The 22,838-nt window shown below is 69.1% G+C and carries 19 protein-coding genes and 1 pseudogene; 13 read left to right on the top strand and 7 right to left on the bottom strand.

Features of this window, described 5'->3' with window-relative positions:
- The first annotated feature begins 72 nt into the window (after window positions 1–72).
- Both AB0H21_RS39215 and rox read left to right on the top strand, forming a co-directional pair.
- The gene (locus tag AB0H21_RS39215) at window positions 73–1,515 is read left to right on the top strand and encodes a serine hydrolase domain-containing protein (protein WP_358526876.1); all 1,443 of its coding nucleotides are present in this window, start codon (window positions 73–75) and stop codon (window positions 1,513–1,515) included.
- 444 nt (window positions 1,516–1,959) lie between these two features.
- Window positions 1,960–3,384 carry a rifampin monooxygenase gene (rox, locus tag AB0H21_RS39210; RefSeq protein WP_358526927.1) on the top strand — a complete coding sequence of 475 codons (1,425 nt, stop codon included), beginning with the start codon at window positions 1,960–1,962 and terminating at the stop codon, window positions 3,382–3,384.
- 184 nt (window positions 3,385–3,568) lie between these two features.
- On the opposite strand, the gene AB0H21_RS39205 is transcribed toward rox, so the two are convergent.
- Together AB0H21_RS39205 and AB0H21_RS39200 are read right to left on the bottom strand one after the other, a co-directional pair.
- Window positions 3,569–4,957, bottom strand: a complete 1,389-nt coding sequence (locus AB0H21_RS39205; protein ID WP_358526874.1) for an MFS transporter — start codon at window positions 4,955–4,957, stop codon at window positions 3,569–3,571.
- The gene (locus AB0H21_RS39200) at window positions 4,954–5,511 is read right to left on the bottom strand and encodes a MarR family transcriptional regulator (RefSeq protein WP_358526872.1); all 558 of its coding nucleotides are present in this window, start codon (window positions 5,509–5,511) and stop codon (window positions 4,954–4,956) included. The genes AB0H21_RS39205 and AB0H21_RS39200 overlap by 4 nt, the downstream gene beginning before the upstream one ends.
- Before the next feature lie 160 nt (window positions 5,512–5,671).
- Between AB0H21_RS39200 and thrS the strand changes: the two genes are divergently transcribed.
- Complete coding sequence (thrS, locus tag AB0H21_RS39195) at window positions 5,672–6,955, top strand: threonine--tRNA ligase (protein WP_358526870.1); 1,284 nt, start codon at window positions 5,672–5,674, stop codon at window positions 6,953–6,955.
- A 112-nt stretch (window positions 6,956–7,067) separates the two neighbouring features.
- On the opposite strand, the gene AB0H21_RS39190 is transcribed toward thrS, so the two are convergent.
- Together AB0H21_RS39190 and AB0H21_RS39185 are read right to left on the bottom strand one after the other, a co-directional pair.
- The gene (locus AB0H21_RS39190; protein ID WP_358526869.1) at window positions 7,068–7,703 is read right to left on the bottom strand and encodes a transcriptional regulator; all 636 of its coding nucleotides are present in this window, start codon (window positions 7,701–7,703) and stop codon (window positions 7,068–7,070) included.
- Window positions 7,700–8,095: a DNA-binding protein gene (locus AB0H21_RS39185; RefSeq protein ID WP_358526867.1), complete on the bottom strand. Its 396-nt coding sequence runs from the start codon at window positions 8,093–8,095 to the stop codon at window positions 7,700–7,702. The genes AB0H21_RS39190 and AB0H21_RS39185 overlap by 4 nt, the downstream gene beginning before the upstream one ends.
- 75 nt (window positions 8,096–8,170) lie before the next feature.
- Here AB0H21_RS39185 and AB0H21_RS39180 point away from each other — a divergent pair, with 75 nt between their 5' ends.
- Both AB0H21_RS39180 and AB0H21_RS39175 read left to right on the top strand, forming a co-directional pair.
- On the top strand, window positions 8,171–9,388 hold the full coding sequence (locus AB0H21_RS39180) for a PEP/pyruvate-binding domain-containing protein (RefSeq protein ID WP_358526866.1): 1,218 nt from the start codon (window positions 8,171–8,173) through the stop codon (window positions 9,386–9,388).
- A 261-nt stretch (window positions 9,389–9,649) separates the two neighbouring features.
- Window positions 9,650–10,264, top strand: coding sequence for a histidine phosphatase family protein (locus tag AB0H21_RS39175; protein ID WP_358526864.1), 615 nt, complete (start codon window positions 9,650–9,652; stop codon window positions 10,262–10,264).
- A 646-nt stretch (window positions 10,265–10,910) separates the two neighbouring features.
- Here AB0H21_RS39175 and AB0H21_RS39170 read toward each other — a convergent pair.
- Window positions 10,911–13,301 carry an excinuclease ABC subunit UvrA gene (locus AB0H21_RS39170; RefSeq protein ID WP_358526862.1) on the bottom strand — a complete coding sequence of 797 codons (2,391 nt, stop codon included), beginning with the start codon at window positions 13,299–13,301 and terminating at the stop codon, window positions 10,911–10,913.
- 94 nt (window positions 13,302–13,395) lie between these two features.
- Here AB0H21_RS39170 and AB0H21_RS39165 point away from each other — a divergent pair, with 94 nt between their 5' ends.
- The 8 genes and pseudogenes from AB0H21_RS39165 to AB0H21_RS39130 all read left to right on the top strand — a co-directional run bounded on the left by AB0H21_RS39165 (window position 13,396) and on the right by AB0H21_RS39130 (window position 20,402).
- Complete coding sequence (locus tag AB0H21_RS39165) at window positions 13,396–13,695, top strand: MerR family DNA-binding transcriptional regulator (RefSeq protein WP_358526860.1); 300 nt, start codon at window positions 13,396–13,398, stop codon at window positions 13,693–13,695.
- A 1,147-nt stretch (window positions 13,696–14,842) separates the two neighbouring features.
- Window positions 14,843–15,043, top strand: coding sequence for a DUF4158 domain-containing protein (locus AB0H21_RS39160; protein ID WP_358526859.1), 201 nt, complete (start codon window positions 14,843–14,845; stop codon window positions 15,041–15,043).
- Window positions 15,040–15,492, top strand: coding sequence for a DUF4158 domain-containing protein (locus AB0H21_RS39155; protein WP_358526857.1), 453 nt, complete (start codon window positions 15,040–15,042; stop codon window positions 15,490–15,492). The genes AB0H21_RS39160 and AB0H21_RS39155 overlap by 4 nt, the downstream gene beginning before the upstream one ends.
- Window positions 15,470–16,165 (top strand): DUF4158 domain-containing protein, encoded by a 696-nt coding sequence (locus AB0H21_RS39150; protein WP_358526856.1) that lies wholly within the window; start codon window positions 15,470–15,472, stop codon window positions 16,163–16,165. Before AB0H21_RS39155 ends, AB0H21_RS39150 begins: the two co-directional genes overlap by 23 nt.
- Window positions 16,143–16,442: a hypothetical protein gene (locus tag AB0H21_RS39145; protein WP_358526854.1), complete on the top strand. Its 300-nt coding sequence runs from the start codon at window positions 16,143–16,145 to the stop codon at window positions 16,440–16,442. The genes AB0H21_RS39150 and AB0H21_RS39145 overlap by 23 nt, the downstream gene beginning before the upstream one ends.
- A pseudogene (locus AB0H21_RS39140) lies at window positions 16,360–17,733 on the top strand (transposase); the annotation flags it as partial. The gene AB0H21_RS39145 and the pseudogene AB0H21_RS39140, both read left to right, overlap by 83 nt.
- A 55-nt stretch (window positions 17,734–17,788) precedes the next feature.
- Entirely contained in the window at window positions 17,789–19,876 is a 2,088-nt protein-coding gene (locus AB0H21_RS39135; RefSeq protein ID WP_358526852.1) for an ISAzo13 family transposase, read from the top strand.
- Entirely contained in the window at window positions 19,860–20,402 is a 543-nt protein-coding gene (locus AB0H21_RS39130; RefSeq protein WP_358526851.1) for a transposase, read from the top strand. The genes AB0H21_RS39135 and AB0H21_RS39130 overlap by 17 nt, the downstream gene beginning before the upstream one ends.
- Window positions 20,403–20,485: 83 nt before the next feature.
- On the opposite strand, the gene AB0H21_RS39125 is transcribed toward AB0H21_RS39130, so the two are convergent.
- Together AB0H21_RS39125 and AB0H21_RS39120 are read right to left on the bottom strand one after the other, a co-directional pair.
- Window positions 20,486–22,012 (bottom strand): ISL3 family transposase, encoded by a 1,527-nt coding sequence (locus AB0H21_RS39125; RefSeq protein ID WP_358526926.1) that lies wholly within the window; start codon window positions 22,010–22,012, stop codon window positions 20,486–20,488.
- A 549-nt stretch (window positions 22,013–22,561) separates the two neighbouring features.
- Window positions 22,562–22,684, bottom strand: coding sequence for a hypothetical protein (locus AB0H21_RS39120; RefSeq protein ID WP_358526849.1), 123 nt, complete (start codon window positions 22,682–22,684; stop codon window positions 22,562–22,564).
- Window positions 22,685–22,838: the final 154 nt, after the last annotated feature.

Raw genomic sequence — 22,838 nt, 5'->3', positions numbered from 1 at the left:
GGGGTGATGTCGGCCGGTGACGCCCGGCCTAGGTTCGACGTCGTGCATTTCCTACGTCTGCGCTTTCCTCGTGTGACCTCCCTCCTCGTCCTCGGCGGTGTGCTCGTCGCCGTGCTGCTCGGCTGGACGGCACCGGCCCATGCCACCGGCGAACGACTGGTCGACGACTACATCTCCGTCTACGGTACGCCGGGTGTCGCGGCGGCCGTGATCGACGGGTCGTCGGTCGAGACGATCGTCCGCGGCCGGGACGGGGACGGCAACGCGGTGACGGCGCGGACTCGGTTCCGGATCGCGTCGATGAGCAAGTCGATGACGGCTGCGGCGATCATGCTGCTGGTCGACCGTGACCGCGTCTCCCTGGACGACCCGGTCATCAAGGTCCTGCCCGACTTCAGGATGGCCGATCCGCGCTTCACCGGGATCACCGTGCGCCAGGTCCTCAGCCACACCTCGGGGCTGTCGAACAGCACGAACAACGAGTATGTGTTCCCGCCTCCGCGCAGCGCGCAGGAAATCGTGGCCGGGCTGGCCGACAAGACCCTGGCCGCCGATCCGGGCACCCGTTCGGAGTACCACAACACCAACTACTCGATCGCGGCGAGGATCGTCGAAGTGGTGTCGGGGAAGTCCTTCGACGCCTTCCTCCACACCGAGCTGTTCACGCCGCTGGGCATGACCGGCACCAGTTCGACGCTGGGGTGTTCCGATCGTGCCGAGGGCCTGCCGTCCGGGTACGAGGTCGTTCTCGGGGTTGCCGTCGCGGCACCGGAGATGCCGGGATTCTGCGTCGGCAACGGCGGGGTGATCTCGACCCTGGACGACATGGTGCGCTGGCTGCGGTTCAACCAGGGAACCTTCGGGGCGGACCTGCTGAGTGCCGGCTCCCTGGCCGAGTTGCACACCGTCCAGCCGAAGGCCGGCGACTACGCCCTCGGCTGGCGGTCCCGCCCCGTCGCGGCAGACGCCCCGCCGTCGGTGATCGGCCACGGCGGAACACTGGCGACGTGGACCGGGGACATGGTCTTCTCGCCCAAGACCGGTGTGGCCGCCCTCGTCCTCACCAACAGCGGCGGCGATCCCAGCCTGCTCTCGACCAACCTTCTCGCCGAACGGATCGGGGCACCGGCAACGCCGATGAGCAACCCGCTCACCGTCGTGAACGCGGTCCTGCTCGGGCTCACGGTGGGGATGGCCGCACTGCTGGTCACCGCGGCCGTCCGAGCGCGCCGCTGGGCCTCGCGACGCCGCGCGGCGCGCCGGCCGAGGCTGGTTCTGCGGCTCGTGCCCCTTGCCCTGGTGGCGGTGCTGGGCGTGGTGCTGCCGACGCCGATCTGGGGGGCGTTCAACTTCCAGTACTGGATCGTCACCGCCTGGCTGCTGCCGCTGCTGGCGCTCTTCTGCCTCACCTGCTGCGTGCTCGGGGCGGTCGCACTCGGCCGTCGCCTCTGGTGCTTCCGCCGCGCCGGTCAGGCGACCTTCGCACCGGTACGGCCGGCCACGGCGGACAGCTGACCTGGGCGGGAACCTGGCCGGAGCCGCCTCGGGGGCAGCAAGGATCAGACCGTCGACCGTGACCGGGACCGGCCGGGCCGCCATGCCGGATTCACCCTGCAACCGCACGGGCCCGTTCGGAGTCGTGATCACGTGGCTGGGAAAGGACTGGACGGGGTGATGCTCGGGCTTGTAGCTTGCAGTTGACCGTGACACCGCCCGAGGAGGTGAGACCCATGAACGCTGTATCGATGTGGGTGCTCCCCCTTCCCGTCACGGCCGGCGATTGACGTAGGTGTCGCCGGGAGCGCCTCGCCAACAAGGCACTCCCGAAAGGCAACACCTATGCACTCTCCGCAGGTCACCGCCGAGCCGTCGTCGAACGATACGGCCGAGCGCGACTTCACCATGGGCGACGTCCCCGGACTCCGGTCACCGGCCTCCGGCGCCGATCGCACGCCCCTCATGTTCGACGTGATCATTGCCGGGTGCGGGCCGACCGGTGCGATGCTGGCCGCCGAACTGCGGCTGCACGATGTGCGGGTACTCGTTCTGGAGAAGGAAACCGAGCCCAAGTCGTTCGTCCGCATAGTCGGTCTGCATATTCGCAGTCTCGAGCTGATGGCAATGCGCGGACTACTGGATCGCATTCTCCAGCATGGAAGACGGCGTCCGGCCGGCGGATTCTTCGCCGCCATCACCAAACCCGCGCCCCAGGGCCTGGATTCCGCGCACGCCTATCTGCTGGGCATCCCGCAGCCGGTCATCGAACGCCTGCTCGAAGAACATGCGATCGAACTGGGTGCGCAGGTCCGGCGCGGTTGCGCGGTGGCCGGTTTCGAGCAGGACGACGAGGGTGTGACCGTCGAGCTGGCCGACGGGGAACAGCTGCGTTCGCGCTACCTCGTCGGCTGTGACGGCGGGCGCAGTACGGTGCGCAAACTGCTCGGCGTCGGCTTCCCCGGCGAGCCCTCACGGACCGAGACGCTGATGGGCGAGATGGAAGTGGGCGTGCCGCAGGAGGAGATCGCCGCCAAGGTGACCGAAGTCAGCGAGACCCATCAGCGATTCTGGCTCCGGCCCTTCGGCGAAGGGGTCTACAGCGTCGTCGTCCCCGCCGCGGGAGTCAGCGACCGCGCGGAACCGCCCACCCTCGAGGATTTCAAACAACAGTTGCGCACCATCGCCGGAACCGATTTCGGCGTGCACTCCCCGCGCTGGATGTCCCGCTTCGGGGATGCCACCCGGCTGGCCGAACGTTATCGGGTCGGGCGGGTGCTGCTGGCCGGCGATGCGGCACACATCCATCCACCCACCGGCGGACAGGGCCTCAACCTGGGCGTTCAGGACGCATTCAACCTCGGCTGGAAACTGGCCGCACACATCCGCGGCTGGGCGCCGGAAACACTGCTGGACACCTACCAGGCCGAACGTCATCCGGTCGCCGAGGACGTGCTGGACAACACCCGCGCCCAGATGGAACTGCTGTCCACCGAACCGGGCCCGCGGGCCGTGCGCAGGCTGCTCACCGAACTGATGGACTTCGACGAGGTGAACCGCCATCTGATCGAGAAGATCACCGCGATCGGCATCCGCTACGACTTCGGCGAAGGCCCCGACCTGCTCGGCCGCCGCCTGCGTGACATCGACGTGAAACAGGGCCACCTCTACGGTCTGCTGCATCGCGGCCGCGGCCTGCTGCTGGACCGCACCGAACGCCTGACCACCGGCGGCTGGTCAGACCGGGTCGACTACCTCGCGGATCCCACTGCGGAACTGGATGTTCCGTGCGTCCTGCTACGCCCCGACGGCCACGTCGCCTGGATCGGCGACGATCAGCAGGACCTGGACGACCACCTCTCCCTCTGGTTCGGCAAGCCCGCCAACTGATTTCGCCTGAGCACCCGAAAAGGCCCGTGAGGAGGATGGGAACGGCCAGTAGCGATTGACCATCGGAAGGCTGGAGATCTGCCGTGGTGCTCTGGCGCCAGGGTCGGCCTGCGAGGAGGGTTAGCCTCCGAACGACGACCGGAAGACGGCGGAAGAGCACCACGGGATGGATCGGCGCAGAGCTTCATTCGGGTTCGCCCGCGAGGCGAGTGGGGTCTGCGGCGGCGGCTTCGTGTGGCGGCGAGGGGACGCGGTGGTCGCGTAGAGGGCGGTTGACCAGGCCGACGGCGAGGACGGTGAACGCGGCCGAAAGGCCCCCGATCAGCAGCGCCACGGGGGCCGAGGTGAGGGAGGCGAGAAGGCCTCCGCGGAAGTTGCCGATCTCCGGCCCGGCCAGGCCGATGATGTGCTCGACCGAGGAGACGCGCCCGCGGTAACGGTCGGGCGTCTCGAGCTGCACCATGCCGCCTCGGGTGACCACGGAGATGGTGTCGGCGGCGCCGGCGAGGGCGAGGCAGCCGAGCGCGAGCCACAGCGGCCCGGCCAGCCCGAACCCGGCCAGGGCCAGTCCCCACGTGGTGGCGGCGACGAGCTGGACGAGGCCGCTGCGGCGCAGGCGGGTGACCGTCCCGGACAGCAGACCGGCGGCGAGCCCGCCGACCGCGATGGAGGACAGGAACAGCCCGAGCGTCTGGGGAGCGCCCCCGAAGCGGACCTCGTTGACCAGCGGGAACAGCGCGACCGGCATGGCCAGGACGGTCGCGGCGAGGTCGGTCGCGAAGGCGCCCCACAGCACGGGACGCCGGAAGATGATGCCCCATCCGCCCGGGGCGGGGCCGCGACGCCGGCGCGTGCCGTCCTCAGGCCGGCCGTCCGCGGGTGCGTCGTCCTCAGGTCGTCCGCCCCCGGGCCGCTCGGGCTGGTCCTCGGGCCGCTCGCGGCCGGGCCGCCGGTCGTCGCCGGAACGCAGGGCGGGCATCGACGGCAGGCGGATCACGGCGATCAGCGAAGCGACGTCGGCGAGGGCCTGGATCGCGTACGCGGCGGAATGGCTCCACCGACCGAGCACGATGCCGGCGAGGGCGGGCCCGACGAGCATGGAGGTCTGGAAGGCGATGTTGTGCAGGGCGAGCCCGGCGGTGACCTGGTCGGCGGGCAACAGCCGTACGGCGAACGTGCTCCGGGCCGGGGCTCCGAGCGCCGCGCACGCGGACTGCGCCGCGACCAGGACGAACAGGAGAAGAACGGAACGGTTGCCCGCGGCGGCCTGCGCGACCAGGCCCGCGGCCATGAGGACGTGGCCCGCCGTGGTGGCCCGGACGACGGTCCTGCGATCGACGACGTCGGCCAGCGCCCCGCCGGCCAGCCCGAACACCAGCATGGGCACGGCCGTCGCGAGGCCGATGGCGCCGGTCCACACCGGGCTGCGGGTCAGCTCCCAGACCTGCAGCAGGACGGCGACCGTGGCGATCTGCCCGCCGATCGAGGCCAGGGAGGAGCCGATCCACAGGTCGCGGAACGCCCGGCTCGTCCGGAAGGGGCGCAGGTCGATCAGCCGCTCGCGCCAGCTCACGACGACGGCTCGATCGGCGCGGAGGCGGACGTCCCCGCCGACCCGGAGCCGGGCTCCACGTCGGGCTCGGAGCCGGGCTCGACGAGGTGGGCGAGGATGCGGTCGCGCATGGGACGCCGCTCCAGGGCGCGGGTCAGCTCGGCGACGACGGCGCTGAGCGCGTGCGGCACCTCCTCGTCGAGTTCGTCGACGGCCGCCTCGGTCGCGCGCCACTCGGCCTCGAGGAAGGGGATGAGGGCGCGACTCCGGCCGGTCAGGGTGATCCGGCGTGTACGGGCGTCGGCGCCGGGCTCGGAGTCGACCAGCCCTTCGCGGCGCATCGCCGTGATCGTCTGGCTCATCGCGGAGTGGGAGCGGCCCAGGGACTCCGCGAGCTCGCGGATCGTCAGCGGTCCGGTGTGGGCGAGGCGGATCAAGGGATAGGCGAAACGGGGACGCACCCCTTCGATGCCCCGCTCGGCGTACACGGTCTCGATCTGGGCGTCCAGGGCGGCGAGCAGGGCGTGAAGCGCGTCCCACCGTCCTGGCGACGCGGTCGGGTCCAAAGATGCCACAGCACTAATATAACAGCGCTAATAGAATCGCGAGGAAAGCGCCGCGTGGCCGGCGGGCGGCTCTGCTACCGTTGGCGGCATGAAGCGCGCTGCCATGACGACGACGCCGGAGGTTGTCCCGGCGCGCTGACAGAGTCTTGAGTCCGAAGCCCCGGGGCGAGTGCCCCGGGGCTTCGGCTTGTGGTCACTCGCCCGGCGCACCCGCGAGGAGACCACCATGCACGACCATCGCAAGCTCGGCCGCGAGCTGGGCCTGTTCGACACCGACCCGCTGATCGGCGCGGGCCTGCCCTACTGGCTGCCCGACGGGGCGATCGTGCGGCACACCCTGGAGGAGTACATCCGCGACGCCGAGCGGCGGGCCGGCTACCGGCACGTGTACTCGCCGGTGCTCGGCAAACGGGAGCTGTACGAAATCTCCGGGCACTGGTCCCACTACAGCGACGACATGTTCCCGCCGATGGACCTCGGGTCGGAACAGGTCGTCCTGCGGCCGAGCCTGTGCCCCCACCACGCGGTGATCTACCGCTCGCGGTCCCACAGCTACCGTGAGCTGCCGCTGCGCATGGCGGAGCTGGGCGGCATGTATCGCTCGGAGCTGTCGGGCGTGCTCGGCGGGCTGACCCGCGTCCGCGCCATCCAGCTCAACGACGCGCACATCTTCTGCACCCTGGACCAGGTGGCCGACGAGGCGGGGGCGGCCCTGGAGATGATCCGCCGCGCGTACGGGGCGCTCGGCATCGACGCCGCGCGCTACCGGCTCTCCCTGCCGGGGCCGGGAGGCAAGTACGTCGCCGCGCCCGAGATGTGGGAACGCGCCACCGTCCTGCTGACCGAGGTCCTGGACCACTCGGGCCTGCCCTACGAGGCGGCCGAGGGGGAGGCCGCGTTCTACGGTCCGAAGATCGACGTCCAGGTCGCCGACGGCGCCGGACGGGAGTCGACCCTGTCCACCGTCCAGGTCGACTTCCACCAGCCCGCGCGGTTCGACCTGCACTACATCGGCGCGGACGGCGCCCGGCACCGGCCGGTCATGGTGCACCGCAGCATCGTCGGCAGCGTCGAGCGTGCCGTCGCGCACCTCATCGAGCGGCATGGCGGCGCCTTCCCCGCCTGGCTCGCCCCGACCCAGATGGTGATCCTCCCGATCACCGGCGACGAGCTGCCGGACGCGGCGGAGTTCGCGCGGCGGTGCGCCGAGCTGGGGCTGCGGGCCGAGATCACCGGTCCGGAGCGGGGGAGCCTGGGGGCCCGCGTCCGGGAGTCCCGTCTCGTCCCCTACCAGGCGGTGATCGGCGCCAAGGAGGCCGTCGGCGGCGAGGTGGCCCTGCGCCTGCGCGACGGCCGCCGCCTGGACTCCCTGCCCGCCGCCGACGCTCTGACCCGCGTCAACGCCCTCGTCCGGTCCCACAGCACCGACCTGTGGGACACCGGCGCCTCATGAACGGGTCAGAGATCGTCGCCGACAGCGCCGCCTGCGAGATGACGAGTCCGGCCGTGGTGCACCTGGCAGGTGACTGGAGGGTCGTCGTGGATACGGGGCGGCGGAGCGTGGGTCAGGGTTCCGCGTGCCGGTCGAGGCCGAGCGTGGCGATGAGGTCTTCGTGGAGCTCGAACCAGACACGGTGGCAGGAGTCGACGTCGGTGCGGTCGACCCAGGTGCCCTCCCCGGCTCGGGCGCGCGCTAGGGCTGTGGTGAATCGTATGTCGTATCCGCGGAACCGTGTGAGGATGCTCCCGAGCCGGTCTGCGAGTGGCGTGAGCGCGCGGTCGATGCCGGCGAGCTCGGAGAGGACTCGGGCGTCCCAGGCGTGATCGGAGTGGTCGTTGACGGCGAGCCGATCGTCGGCGGTGGGTCGGAGTTGCCAGTCGGTGCAGGCTCGCAGCAGGAGGGCGTTCAGCGGGAGGAACTCGCGGTAGACGTCGCGGACCTCGCCGGCGCCGCCGACGCGTGCGAGCTCTGCCGCGAGCTCGCGCTCGTTCTCGGCTCGGCCTCGTTCGGTCAGCGACCAGCCTCCGGTGCCGGCGAAGGCGGCGTGCTCTACCCAGCCGAGTGCCTCGGCGTCGAGCAGCAGCTCTTTCGTCTCGGCCGTGTCGAGCCCGTACCGATGAGCGATCACCGGGGTGTCCGCGAACCCGGTGATGCGCACGGCGTGCAGGACCAGGAGGCCGGGCGGAGAGTCGCGCGTCACGAGCCGGCGTCCTGTCGTGCCGCCAGGCGGGTGTAGTGCTGCTGGCACGCCTGCGGGGAGTTGAACCCCATCACGTGCGCCATCTGCGCCCAGGTCAGACCTGCGCTCCGGGCGATGAACAACAGGGCGGATTCGAGTCCTTCGACCTCGGCTCGTGCGGCGGGCAGGAGGGCGAGCGCGCTCAGGATGTCCTCCGGGTCCAGGTCGGCGTTGCGCCAGACGGCGAACTGCACAAGGTCGACCGCCGACGGCGGGACGGGCGGGGGTCGCCACGGACGGGCGTCGAGCGCATCCGCGCCCAGGTCCAGAAGACGCTCACGCGCGTCCCGCTCACACTGGGCCTGCACGTGGTCGGCGCGCGCGCTGTGAGCGATGTCCTGCTTGCGTTGCATGTGACTCATGATGCACAATCAACAAAATGTTTGTCAACAATATGTTGAAGGGTAGGGCGGATGATCATACCCCTCATGTCGGCTGTCGCCGACACCTGCGGGGGGAAGGCCGGCACGCTCGGTGCGTTGCTCCGCGCGGGCCTGCCGGTTCCTGACGGCTTCGTCGTCCCGTTCGCCGCTTACCTCGCCGCCGTCCGCGAGCTGGACCTCGGGCGGCTCGCCGGGGAGCCGGACGATCTCGACGCGGCGCGGCAGGCGATCGAGGCGCGCCCGGTCCACACCACCGTGGTCGACGCGCTGGGACGCGCACTCGGCGAGCTCGGCGATCCGCCCGTGGCGGTGAGATCGTCGGCGGCGAACGAGGACACCGGTCAGGCATCGGCGGCCGGTCAGCACGAGAGCTTTCTCGCCGTGCACGGGGTCAGCGAGGTCGCCGATGCCGTACGTGCCTGCTGGGCGTCGCTGTTCTCCCCACGTGCCGTTCACTACCGGGCTGCCGCCGGCGGCGACGACCGGCCGTCCGACGATCTTGTTATGGCCGTCATCGTCCAACGCCATCTGGACGCCGAGGTGTCCGGGGTCATGTTCACACCCGCGGACCCGAAAGATACGACCGAGATCGAGGCGTCCTGGGGCCTCGGACCCAGCGTCGTCGGGGGCACGGTCACCCCTGACGCCTACCGCGTCGCCGCGGACGGGTCGGTCACCCGCGCCGTCGCGGACAAACGGACCCGCCTTGACCGGCGCGGCAAGCGGCTCGTCATGAGCGACGTGCCCACCCGTGTCCGGGACCGACCGGCGATCGACGACGCGACCGCCACGCGGCTCGCCCAGTTGGGCAAGGAGATCGCCGCCGTATTCGGTGGACCGCAGGACATCGAGTGGGCGATCGTCGACGGCCGCACCTGGGTTCTGCAAGCACGGCCGGTCACCGCAGCACCCCCGCCGCCATCGCCTTCCGGTGCCTCGGACATACTCACCGGAACACCGGGCAGCCACGGGACGGTGACCGGCACCGCGAGGATCGTCCGCGGCCCCGGCGACTTCGCGCGCGTGCGCCCGGGCGACATCCTCATCTGCCCCTTCACCAACCCCGCTTGGACACCGCTGCTGCGCATCGCCGCCGGCGTCGTCACCGAAACCGGAGGCGTGCTCTCCCACGCCGCGATCGTCGCCCGCGAGCACGCCATCCCCGCCGTCCTCGGCATCCCGAACGCGACAATCAGGCTCCACGACGACACCCTCATCACCATCGACGGCACCACCGGCACCGTCACGGCGACCAACGCCTGACCGATCACTTCCGTCCCGGGCCGGGAGTCACTCCCACAAGCCGCACGCCGCCGAGGTGGCAAGAACGTCGGCAAGTCGCAACGGCACCCGCCCCGCCCCGTTCGCCGACGACGATCGCGCCGCCCCGGCCGCGCACGGTCTCCTCGGAGACTGCCAGACCAACGGCTGACCCCACCCAGGCATCCCGCCGCCGAACCCGCACCTGCGGATCGAAAGGAGAGGGGAAACGGTCCCGCACGGGCACCGCGCCCCCAACTGCTGATGACAACGCGACATCTCTACCTGGCACGCCACGGCGCGGCCGACGCGTTCGGGGAGCTCACCGACGTCGGGCGCCGGCAGGCGGGCCTGCTGGGCGAACGACTCGCCGGCGTACCGGTCGACGCCGTATGGCACTCTCCGCTGCCGCGCGCCGTGGCAAGCGCACGCGAACTCGCCCGGTATCTGCCGGACGTGCCCGTGGCTGAGGCCGCCGAACTCGTCGACCACGTGCCCTACGTCCCCGGTGCTGCCGAGACACCCCCGTCCTGGGCCGGCTTCTTCGACGGCTACGACGACGCCGAGGCGGCCTCGGGCCAGAGGCTCGCCGAGGCTCTGGTCGCCCGGTTCGCGAAGGTCCCCGACACGACCACGAAGGAGACCAGGCCCGACACACACGAGGTCCTGGTGACGCACGCCTACCCGATCGCCTGGCTGGTGCGGCACGCGCTGGATGCGCCGCCGTCCCGGTGGCTCGGGCTGAACAGCGCCAACACCGCGCTGACCATCATCGAGTACCGTACCGGCCTGCCGCCCACGATCGTGATGTTCAACGACATGAGCCACCTCCCGGCCGACCTGCGCTGGACCGGGTTCCCCAAAAGCGTGAGGCCGTGAGGTGGCTCCTGCTCTCCGTACGCGCTCCTCCGCTACGTGACGCCGACCGGGTACCTGTACCGGCGGCCACACGGATTCGGTCGCAGCGCGATGTTCGTGCCGACGCCGGATCGACCGCCGAGACCCCTACTCTGACGATCGGCCGTCAGGGCCGGCCTTCGGTGACCGAATCAGTGACGGTAGACGAGCCGGCACCGTCAGCATCAGCTTCAAGAAGTTGCGCTCACTCAGCCTCTGGTCATGCCTGAGTTGCATGGCGCCGACAGCCGCCACACCGATGACAGCGGCAACAGCGACAATCGGCAGGGCCCAGAGCGGCAGGCCTCGACCGGCCAAGAGAAGAACCAGCACAGTCACAACGAGCGTGACAAGGTAAAAGCTGCCCGATGCCCACGGGGTCCGGCGCTGCTCGTGACTCCGCGCCGCAATTGCTAACAACCTCGCCGACGGCGTCCTGGTCGGTCTTGGAGGCGCGGATGAGCACCTCCAAGACCTCTCGGTGGTGGCCTCCCTCCACGGGGCCCGCCCCTCACCCGGCGCGACGCCCTGCGGGCCGGTGACGGCCGCCGGGCGGAGTCCCCCGGCGGCCGGGTGATCGCCGCTCAGCGCCGCGAACGACGCCGGGGGTCCGGACCGGCTCGGGCGGTTAGGGGTGGTCGACGTAGTCGCGCAGGTGCACGGCCGTGAGGGTCGTGCCGGCGGCGACCAGGTCGGCCGGGGTTCCGGAGAAGACGACCCGCCCCCCGTCGTGCCCGGCCCCGGGGCCGAGGTCGATGATCCAGTCGGCGTGGGCCATCACGGCCTGGTGGTGCTCGATGACGATCACCGTGTTGCCGTCGTCGACCAGGCGGTCCAGCAGCTCCAGCAACTGGTCCACGTCGGCCAGGTGCAGCCCGGTGGTCGGCTCGTCCAGGACGTAGGTCGTGCCGTTCCTGGCCATGTGGATGGCGAGCTTGAGCCGCTGGCGCTCGCCGCCGGACAGGGTGGTGAGCGGCTGCCCGAGCCCCAGGTAGCCGAGCCCCACCCCCGCGAGCCGGTCGAGGACGACCCGGGCCTGGCCCGTGGTGAAGAACTCGCGGGCCTCGGCCACCGGCATGGCGAGCACCTCGCTGATGTTCTTGCCGCGCAGGGTGTAGGACAGCACCTCCGGCGTGAAGCGCCTGCCCTCGCACTCCTCGCACACCGACGCGACCTCGGCCATCATCGCCAGATCGGTGTAGATGAGGCCGATGCCCTTACAGGCCGGGCAGGCGCCCTCGGAGTTCGCGCTGAACAGGGCGGGCTTGACGCCGTTGGCCTTGGCGAACGCCGTCCGGATCGGGTCGAGCACCCCGGTGTAGGTGGCCGGGTTGCTGCGGCGCGAGCCGCGGATCGGCGACTGGTCGGCGACGACCACGCCGTCGCGCCCGGCGACGTACCCGTGGATGAGCGAGCTCTTGCCCGACCCTGCCACACCGGTGACGACCGTCAGCACCCCGAGGGGGATCTCGACGCTCACGTCACGCAGGTTGTGCAGGGACGCGCCGGTGATCGGCAGGTGCCCGGAGGGCGGGCGGACCTTCTCGCGCAGCCGCACGCGGTGGTCCAGGTAGCGGCCGGTGAGGGTGCCGGACGCGCGCAGGCCCGGAAGGTCGCCGGCGTAGCAGATGCGGCCACCCGCGGTGCCGGCGCCGGGGCCGAGGTCGACGACGTGGTCGGCGATGGCGATCGTCTCCGGCTTGTGCTCCACGACCAGCACCGTGTTGCCCTTGTCGCGCAGCTGGAGCAGCAGCTCGTTCATCCGCTGGATGTCGTGCGGGTGCAGCCCGGCGGTGGGCTCGTCGAAGACGTAGGTGACGTCGCTGAGGCTGGAGTTGAGGTGGCGGACCATCTTCACGCGCTGCGCCTCGCCGCCCGACAGCGTGGAGGACTCCCGGTCCAGGCTCAGGTAGCCCAGGCCGATGTCCACCAGCGACTCCAAGGTCTCGCGCAGCGCGTCCAGCATCGGCCCGACCGAGGCGTCGCGGATCGCGCCGACGAACGCGGCGAGGTCGCTGATCTGCATGGCCGAGCACTCGGTGATGGTGCGCCCGTCGATGGTCGCCGTGCGGGCGGCCTCGTTGAGGCGCGCGCCGTCGCAGGCGGGGCAGCGGGTGAGCTTGACCGCCCGGTCGGCGAACGCGCGCGCCCCCGGCTGCATCGACTCGCGGTCCTTGGCCAGGTAGAGGCGGCGGACCTTGGTGATCAGCCCCTCGTAGGTCAGGTTGTTGGCGCCGACCTTGACCTTGGTGGCGGGCTTGTGGAGGAAGTCCTCCCACTGGGCCGGGGTGTAGTCCTTGAGCTTGACGGCCGGGTCGAAGAACCCCGACACCGCCATGAGCTGCCAGTACCAGGTGTCCACCGCGAACCCGGGCACCTTGATGGCCCCGTCGTTCAGCGACAGCTCCCGGTCGACCAGTTCGTCGACGTCGATGTCGGAGACCTTGCCCAGCCCCTCGCATTCGGGGCACATGCCCTCGGCCCGGTTGAAGCTGAACGCGGACGGCGGCCCCACGTGGGGGGTGCCGACGCGGCTGAACATGATCCGCAGCATGGTCTGGGTGTCGGTCGCGGTGCCGACGGTGGAGCGGGCGTTGGAGCCCATCCGCTCCTGGTCGACGATGATCGCCGCGCTCAGGTTGCGCAGCGAGTCGACGTCCGGGCGGTTGAGGCTCGGCATGAAGCCCTGGATGAACGCGGTGTAGGTCTCGTTGATGAGCCGCCGCGACTCGGCGGCGATGGTGTCGAAGACCAGGGACGACTTGCCGGAGCCGGAGACCCCGGTGAACACGCTGAGCCGCCGCTTCGGGATGTCCAGGGAGACGCCGGTGAGGTTGTTCTCGCGGGCGCCGCGGACCTGGATGAGGTCGTGGCCGTCCGCGGCGGCGTGGCCCGGCCCGCGGAGCAGGCCGGTAGCGGGGGGACGGGGGCCCGGAGGGGAAAGGGCGTCGCCGGAGTGTGGCGCGGATATGTGACGAGCGGGGGTCGAAGATTCGCCGTCGTTGTCGGCAACTTTCATGCCTTCAAGTCTCTCATTAAAGTAATCGTGAAGACTTTTACGCATGTCCAGCCGCCTACACTGGGGGGATGAACACTGAACCCTCAACTCCCGGGTGAAAGCCGCGGTGGTGGGGAAGGGGCTGCGTCCGGTCGATCTGGCGCGGCTGGTGGGCGTCTCGGCCCAGCAGATCCGCAACTACGCCGACGCCGGGGTGCTGCCGCCCGCCCCGCGCACACCGGCCGGTTACCGCAGGTTCGACGAGCGGCACCGCGGCGCGCTGCTCACCTACCGCGCCCTTGCCGCGGGCTTCGGATGGGGCACCGCCCGGGCGATCATGCGGGGGGTGCACGCCGGGGACCTCCCTCCCGGCTCCTCTGTCGCCTTCAGCACCAGTTGCCACGCCTGGTCGTAGTCGCCGGCGTAGGTGGCGTTCCTGGTGAGCTCGACCGCTTCGGCGATCAGTTCCATGGGACGAAGGGTGGCGCACCGGACACCCCGCGATCCATCCAATTTCCGGGCAGGTTCTTCCCCAGCTCAGCGGGCCCGCGCTGAGACAGAACTGTGTGCTGCTGTCCGGTCAGCCACCCGCACCAGGGCGCTTGTCACCGACGGGTACCGCTGTTCCGCTTTTCCGCAAGGCCGGTTCCACGATCACGCGCCAGATCGATGAGACACCTGACCGCATTCCTTGTGCTGGCATATCAGCATGCTGCCGTGCTGGCATTGTGCTGGTCGAGTGCGGTACGGCAGGGCCTCGGGGAGACCCTGCCGGTACGGCGGTCGGCTACTGCCGGTCGAGCCATTCGCGTACAGCCGCGGAGACGGCGTCACCCGCTGTGGCCTGCGGCAACGCTCTACTTTGGGGCTCGTCGCACGAACCCGAGCGGGGGGCCGTGTAGAAGAGTTAGACCCATCCGACTCCGTACGACCAGATGGTGTCGTAGGGGTAGCAAAATGCGGTGGATTCCTGTGTTCCGGCGTACCCGTAGTTACCTTGGTTGGTGTAGAAGTGGCTTGAGTTGGTGTGATCTCTGCACTGCACCCAGGCCTGGAATCGCTCACCATCACCGTTGCACCGGCCGTTAACGTACTTGCTGTTCCCGCTCGTTCCCGTCGAAGTCGAGCAACTGCCCCGCGTGGCGTAGGCCGGCTCAGAGACTGTGAGAAGAGTCCCCGCCGCAAGAGCCGCAGCGCAAATGCCTAATAAGAGGTTGCGCACTTTTCTTTCCCTTCCCGTGATTTGCGCCAGATCCGTAACCCTGGATCGGAGGGCTTCCCTCCTGAACCTGATGATCCCATTAGCCGAAAGACGGGTCAATGTGATTCGATCTCAACCGAAAATCCCTGGTCAAGTCGTGTACAGCTTGGCGCACGCGACGATTGCTCTGGCCGGGAACACGAGGCTCGGTTAGTCGGCCCCGTAGTCCTAGCCCGGACACCAGGGAACAAGTAACCGGCCAGTAGGTTCTGGTAGTGGTCGCGTCCGCCGTTTCCCGCCTTCGGGCAAGTCGTTGAGCTGGGCGGGTGAACACCTGAGAGGTCGACGGCAAGGGGCGGATGTGCGGCAGGAGTGGTCACCGGAAGACTTGGTGGCGTGCTGGACGCTGGTGGACGGCGACTGGGACTTGGTGGCGAACAAGTCCGGTCCGACCCGGCTCGGCTTCTGCCTCATGCTCAAGTTCTTCGAGATCGAAGCCCGGTTCCCGGAGTTCCTCGAGGAGTTTCCGCAGCCCGCGGTGGAGTACCTCGCCGGGCGGTGAAGGTACCGGCGGTCGAGTTGGCGAAGTACGACCTGGCAGGCGCGAAACGGCACTGGAGGCAGATCCGCGAGGCACTGGGATTCCGACCGGCGACGCTCGCGGACGAGGAAAAACTCACGGCATGGCTGGCTGCGGAGGTGTGCCCGGTCGAACTGACGGAGGACCGGCAGCGCGAGGCCCTGCTGGCTGAGTGCCGGGCGAGGAAGATCGAGCCGCCGGGCCGGACCCGGATCGAGAAAGTCCTGGTCGCGGCCCGTGGCCGCTTTCGGGGTCGGGGAACCCAGGAACAGCCGTTGGCGGTGAGAATGATCTTGGGCGAAGCGCGACGTCGGGCTTCGGTGTGTGATCGGTTCAGGTTCGAGATCCAGATATCTGGGGCGATCGTCGCTTTGACGCTGATCAGTGACGTGTCTACCGTTATCGTCCGTGCCTGTGGGGTTTTTGTCTGATGGCCAGGTCAGGGCGTATACGGCGTTCGAGGAGTTGCCGTCGCTGTCGGATCTGGAGAAGTTCTTCTTCCTGGACGCGTTCGATCGGGATGTGATCGCGAAGTCACGCCAGGACTCGCATCGCCTGGGCGTTGCCGTCCAGATCGGGACGGTCCGGTACAAGGGGTTGTTCCTGGAAGATCCGCTGGCGGTGCCGTGGCCGGTGGTGGACTATCTGGCCGAGCAGCTGGGGATCGGTGATCCCTCGCAGGTGAAGAGGTATGGGGAACGGCTGGGGACGGCCTATGAGCACGCGTGGATGATCCGGGACGCCTACGGCTACCACGATTTCGACGACCGGGAGTCGTGGGAGGGGCGGGTTCTGGCGAAGCGGTTTCTGACGTTCCTGCACGGCCGGGCGTGGACGCATGCCGAGGGGCCGACGGCGTTGTTCGATCGGTCGGTGGCGTGGCTGCGGCGGCATCGGGTGCTGCTGCCTGGGGTGACGGTGCTGGAACGGCTGGTGGCTGGCCCGGTTCCGGTTGGGGCGGGTGCGTGTCGACAAGGTGCCGGTGCGGCGGATGAAGACGCTCGCCAAGTACGGGGCGGGCAGCAAGGCGCCGCTGCTGGCGCGTCTGCACGAGCCGAGGAAGACGGCGACGCTGCTGGCGGTGACCCGGTCGCTGGAGGCTGAGGCGATCGACGACGCGCTCGATCTGTTCGCGCTGCTGATGGCCTCGCGGCTGATCTCGCCGGCGCGCCGCAAGTCCTCGGGCGAGCGGTTGGCGATGCTGCCGAAGCTGGAGAAGGCCTCCGGGCTCCTGTCCCGGGCGGGGCGGGTGCTGGTCGAGCAGCTCGACTTGGTCGCCGAGGCGGGCGCCGACCTGGATGTCGCTGCGGCTGTGGACGGCCGTCATCGCGGAGGCCGGGGCGAGCAAGGAGCAGGTCGTGGCCGCGCTGGAACAGGTTGACCAGCTGGTGCCGGAGGACGACGGCGCGGCCGAGGCGGCGCTGGTCGACAAGTACAACACCGTCCGCCCGTTTTTGAAGCTGCTGGGCGAGTCGAAGGCCCTGGGTGCGGCGGCCGGCGGCCGCAAGGCTTTGGCCGCGGTGCGTAGGCTGCCGGAGTTGGCGCGCCGACACGTCTCCCGCAAGCCCTTGGCGCCGAAGGAGATCGATGCGTCCCTGGTGACGGCGGCTTGGAAGCGGCCGGTGTTCGCCAACCCCGACCTGGCCAAGGGTGCGGTGGATCGTGACGCTTATGTGGTGTGCGTTCTGGAGGGGCTGTTTCGGGCGCTGCAGGTCCGGGATGTTTTCGCCGCGCCGTCGCTGCGGTGGGCCGATCCGCGTGCCCACCTGCTGGACGGCAAGGCGTGGGAGGCGATCAGCGAGGACGTGCTCGCCTCGCTGTCGCTCACCGACCCGGTGGAGGCGCATCTGGACGCCAAGCTGCTGGCGCTGGACGCGGCGTGGCGGCAGATGGCCGGCCGTCTCGAAGAAGCCGGCGATGACGACCTGGTCCGGGTGGTCGCCCCGCCGGACGGGCACGCCCGCTTGTCGGTGGAGAAGCTCGGCGCGCTGGGCGAGAGCCCGTCGTTGAAGTGGCTGCGCGCGGCTTGCCAGGCGATGCTGCCGCGCATTGACCTGCCGGAACTGCTGTCGGAGGTGCACTCCTGGACCGGGTTCCTGGACGCCTATGTGCACCTGGCCGAGGTGTCCACTCGCATGCACGACCTGCCCCGATCCTTAGTGGCTCTGCTGATCAGCGAGGCCTGCAATGTCGGCCTCACCCCGATGATCAAGGCGCACGGCATGACCGTGCGCGACATCGGCCACCACCTGCGCCAGGTGTACGGCACCGAACTGTCCCACGAGTCGATCTCCAACATCACCGACCAGGTCATGGACCAGGCCCGCACCTGGCAGACCCGGCCACTGGAGGCGGTCTACCCGGTGGTGTTCCTGGACGCGATCGTGGTCAAGGTCCGCGACAACAACACCGTGGCCTCCAAACCCGCCTACCTGGCGGTCGGCATCGACACCGACGGCGACAAGCACGTGCTGGGCATCTGGCTCGCCAAAACACCGCTGGAGGCCGCCACCGCCGGCGAGGGCGCCCGGTTCTGGGCCTCGGTCACCACCGACCTGCGCAACCGCGGCGTCCGCGACATCCTCATCGCCTGCTGCGACGGCCTTGCCGGATTCGAAGACGCCATCCACCACGCCTTCCCCCACACCACCGTCCAAACCTGCGTGGTCCACCGAAGCTGTCAAGAAATAAGGCGTTGCTTTCTGATCTTGGGCTCGTTGCTCTGGTATGGCGATCTCCAGCGAGGTCCGCGATCAACTCGCGCGGAAATTCGAGGTGCTCTTACCGCATCTGAACGAGCGTCAGCGGCGCCTGGTGCTGGCGCAGGAAGCGCGGCTGCTCGGGCATGGCGGGATTCGTGCCGTGGCGGCCATGGCCGGAGTGTCCGAGACCACGGTGCGGGCCGGGGTGTTCGAACTGGAGGCCGGCGAGGATCCGCTTGCTCACGGCCGTGCCCGCCGGCCCGGCGGCGGCCGTAAGCCGGCTGAGCAACTTGACCCCGCTCTGATCCCGGCGCTGCTGGCGTTGGTGGAGCCCGATGAGCGCGGTGATCCGATGTCGCCCCTGCGCTGGACGACCAAGTCGCTGCGCAACCTGGCCGAAGAGCTGACCCGTCAGGGGCATGCGATCTCCGCGCCGACGGTCGGCCGGCTGCTACGTGAGCAGGGCTTCAGTCTGCAGGCCAATGCCAAGACCTTGGAGGGCACGCAGCACCCCGATCGAGACGCCCAGTTCCGCTATCTCAACGAGCAGGTCAAGCAGCACCAGACGGCGGGGCAGCCGGTGATCAGCATCGACGCCAAGAAGAAGGAGCAACTCGGACAGCTGCCGAACCCCGGGCGACAGTGGCGTCCGAAAGGCGATCCGGTCAAGGTGGAGGACCACAGCTTCTACTTCATCGGCCCGGATGTGGAGGTGGCGATCCCGTTCGGCATCTACGACCTGACCCAGGATTCCGGCTGGGTGAACGTGGGGACCGATCACGACACCTCGGTGTTCGCGGTGGAATCGATCCGGCGCTGGTGGCGCTCGCGCGGCCGTCTGGACCACCCGGCCGCTGACCGATTACTGATCACCGCAGACTGCGGTGGTTCCAACAGCTACCGCTACCGGCTATGGAAGGCCGAGCTCGCGGCATTCGCCGCCGAGACCGGCCTGACGGTGACGGTCTGCCACTTCCCGCCGGGCACCTCCAAATGGAACAAGATCGAGCACCGGCTGTTCTCCCACATCACCCTCAACTGGCGCGGCAGGCCGCTGACCAGCCACGAGGTCGTCGTGAACAGCATCGCGGCCACGCGCACCCGCACCGGATTGCACGTCCATGCCGAACTGGACACCGGCGCCTACCCGATCGGCATCTCCGTCAGCCGGGAGTACCTCCGCTCGCTGCCGATCACACCCCACCAGCACCGGGGAGTCTGGAACTACACCATCGCCCCCACCGGCCCAGGCGGCCAGGCCGTCACCGCCGCCGATCGCCGACAGTCCCGAGCCCAAGCTCTGGCGATGCTGGCCGACCCCCGGCTGACCGGCATGAACGCCGAGGAACTGCAGGCCCTCTGCCAACGGCTGGCGCCCGCGCAAGCCGCCCAAGCAGAGCAGCGCAAATTCCAGCAGCGGGGCCGACGACGCTTGAAAGCACCCGGAGCCCACGGCAAGCCCCTGCTGACGGACGCCGACCGCGTCCTGGTCAGCGTCATCTATCTGCGCCAAGTCTGTTCCCAGAAAGTCCTGGTCGATCTGCTCAGCACCAACCCGGTCACCATCGGCGAGGCGATCAGGCAAACGCGGACTCTCATGGATGGACAGCAGATCACCATCACGCAGACCCCGCACTACTTCTCCCGCGCCCAAGACCTACGCGACTGGTTCGACCATGGTGCAGTCACCCCCCGGATGCAGATCTCCCAGGCCTTGTCCGATCCCGAACTGACCGGTATGCCACGTGATCACTTCCACGCCATGGTCGAGCGGACCGCGGTTTCCTACCACGCCGCCATCGAGCGACGCCGACACCATCAACGCGGCGGCGAACGGCTCCCGGGATCCCGCCGCGGTGTCTTCCGGCAGAAGATCACCGACGCCGACCGCATCCTGGCCACCGTGCTGGCCCAGCGGCAACTCTGCGACCAGCAAACGCTGGCCGACCTGTTCGGCGTCAGTCGCGGCACCATCCGCAACGCCATCGACGATGTCCTGCCGCAGCTCAAGCAGGACGGCTACATTCCCACGCCGGCCACGCGTCGTTTCACCAGCGCCACCGAGCTTCTGGCCGCGGTGTCAGCAGCCCACGACGGTGACACGCCAACTTGATTCCTTACGGCTTCACCTCATCCGCAACGCGCTGCGCCCCGTCGCCCGCCGCGACACCGCGGCCGTGGCCGCCGAACTCCGCAAGATCTACACCGCCGTCGACGCCGAGCACGCCTTCGACGCCCTGGCCGAGTTCGCCTCCGGCCGGTGGGGCCGCAAGTACCCCCAGGCCGTGCGGGTGTTCGAGGCCGCCTGGGACCGGTTCACCCCGTTCTTCGCCTTCACCGCCCCGGGCCGCAAACTCCTCTACACCACCAACGGCATCGAGTCCCTGAACTACCAGCTGCGCAAGGTCACCAAGGCCCGCGGCCACTTCCCCAGCGACGACGCGGTGGTCAAGCTGCTGTGGCTGGCCATCATCAACATCGAGGACAAACGCGCCCGCGAACGCGCAGCCCACAAGGCCAAGACCGGCAAAACCGCCACCTCGGCCAGCTCCGCACGCCTCATCGAGGGACAACGCACCATCGGCTGGCGCGAAGCACTCATCGAACTCGACATCGCCTATCCCGGGCGAATCAGGTAAAGAAGACTCTCCACCTCTCAGAGATCATCTTTACACACTTCAGGTGGCTCTGTCCCGTAATCGGTGGTGGCTTTGAGTGGTCTTCATTGCAGCAGGATGCGGTGGCGCAGAAGGTCGAACCCGGCGCGGCCGTGCATCTGTCGCATGATCCTCTTCGTGCGGGTATTGACGCCTTCGGTTCGGCCGTTGTGGTGCGTGAGGGTGAGGGCGGCGTTCACGGCGTCGCGGTCGAGTTCGAGGCCGTTGGCGAAGCTGTGCAGGTGGGGCAGGTCAGCGGTTCGGATGGTGGTGATCCAGGCGGTGAGCTTGGTGTCGTTGCCTTCGGCTGGGGTGAGGAGTTCGGCGAAGCTGCGGACATGCTGGGCGAGTGCGGTCAGTTCGGGGCAGGCGGCCGTGAGCTCCTGCAACAGCCGGGTGTCGCTATCACGCAGCCGGTCGGGGTGGGTGAGCAGGAGACGGGCTAGGCAACGCGGGGTGATGACGGGCCGCTCTCCTTCGGCCCGGCCTTGGGTGATGTAGCGGTAGAGCAGGTTGAGGCTGCCGGCATAGCCGAGCTCTTTGATCTCGCGGAACAACTGGAGGACTGCAACGGCCGGGTCGGCGGCGCGCCGCTCTCGCAGGTGATCGCGGTAAGGATCGACGAGAGTGGGCCGGTAGCGCGGAGCGCGGCGCAAGACCTCGGGCTCGCGGGTGCGGGCGTAGCGCTTGACGGTGTTGAGGGACAGGTTCAGGCGGCGGGCGCACTCCAGGAGGCCGACGCCCTTGTCCAGCAGGTCGTGGATCTGCCGCCAACGCTCGCGGGTGGTCTGTTCGCGGACGCCGGCGGGCCGGGACGGGTTGACCGTGGCCCAGCAGGCGCTGTGGGAACGAATCTCGGCGAGGGTCTTGTCGCAGAGGTTCTTCCAGAGGTGCCACCGGTCACAGACCTGCACTGCATCCGGCAGGGCACGTCGAATCGCCTCGCCGTAGGCGCCCGACCCGTCGCGGCAGACGATCTCTATCCCGGGGTGGGATCGCAGCCAGGTTTCCAGGACTTCGGTACCGCGGCCGGGCAGCACGTCGATCCGCTCGCCGGTCTCGGCGTCGATGAGGATGGTGGCATAGCGGTGGCGGCGCTTGAGAGCGAAATCATCGACACCCAGCACTCGCGGGATCCGTAGCGGTGGCAGCGGCAGCCGCATGAGCAGTCGCAGTGCCGTGGACCTTGAGACCGCGACGGTGAGGACCGCCGAGAGCCGAGCACCCGCCCGGCCGGCCAGCTCTTTGACCACTGCGCCCAGTTGGCCGGTGAGCCTGCTTGTTCGACGCTGGTAGCGCTCGAGCAGCCCGGGTACCTGCTCACGGAACGTCTGCCGAGGGCAGCCCCGTGCCCGGCAGACCAGACGCCGTACCTGTACCGAGACCACGACCCGCCGCCCATCGACGGGGATATCCGTGACCGTCCGGCTGCAGTAGCCGTGCACCCGACCGGTCAGCGCCCTGCACACCGGGCACGGTACCGGCTCGTCGCGAGTACGGGCCATGACCCGAATGAGGTCGTCCTCGTCCTTTACACCCTCGATGACCAGGGCAGACAGCCCCGCAAATACTACACGCGTAAGATCGTCGATCTTTAGCACGCCCCAGCCTGGCAGTGATCACTCATCGCCACCACCGATTACGGGACAGAGCCCTTCAGGTGACAGGCTCCGGCCGGCTGCCGGCGTGGGGTGGACCGGTGGAAGGAGATCAGCGGCCGAACGTGCCCGATAGGCCCGTTGTTGGCAGGCGCGCGAGCAGTATGTGCGAGGACGTCCGGTGGCGGTGCGCTCGACCGAGCTGTCGCAGACGACGCACCGCGCGGTTTCGTCACATCCACCCGCGCGGTCGAGAGTTTCGTCACGCCATGTCTGTTGTGGCTGGTTAGGGTCGGCGAACAGATCGAACTGGTCGGTGAGCGGCTGGTTAGACCAGATGACCTCGACGGCATGGCGATCTCGGCTGCTGTGGTTCGCTGATGGGCGAGCAACCGGAAGGTCCAGCCGATGCCAGGTGGAATACAGCTCGTCGTACAGCGGACTGGCATATCCCGACAGCAGCACGGTGGCCGACGTGGCCTGCGGCGCGGTGGCGAGCTCACGATGCTCGGACTCGGTGGAGGTGTCATGGGTGTAATCACGTCAGCGTGAGCGGTCCCGGCCCGCGCGGGTGGACTCCAGATAGGGCGGATCGACGTACAACACCGCGTCGGGCAGACCGTACTTGCTGATGATCCGGGTGGCGGGCAGGTTCTCGATCAGCACGGCGGGCGCAGACGCTCCGCCGCGGCGGTGAGCTCATCGGCTCGGGCGGCGTGGTCGGGTCTGTCGGCGCCCGCCGTGCTGATCGAGAACCTGCCCGCCACCCGGATCATCAGCAAGTACGGTCTGCCCGACGCGGTGTTGTACGTCGATCCGC

The organism is Sphaerisporangium sp. NPDC051011 (assembly GCF_040653595.1).
Classification (GTDB): domain Bacteria; phylum Actinomycetota; class Actinomycetes; order Streptosporangiales; family Streptosporangiaceae; genus Sphaerisporangium.
Note: the sequence above shows the minus strand (reverse complement) of the source record. Positions and strands in the feature narration are given on the sequence as shown.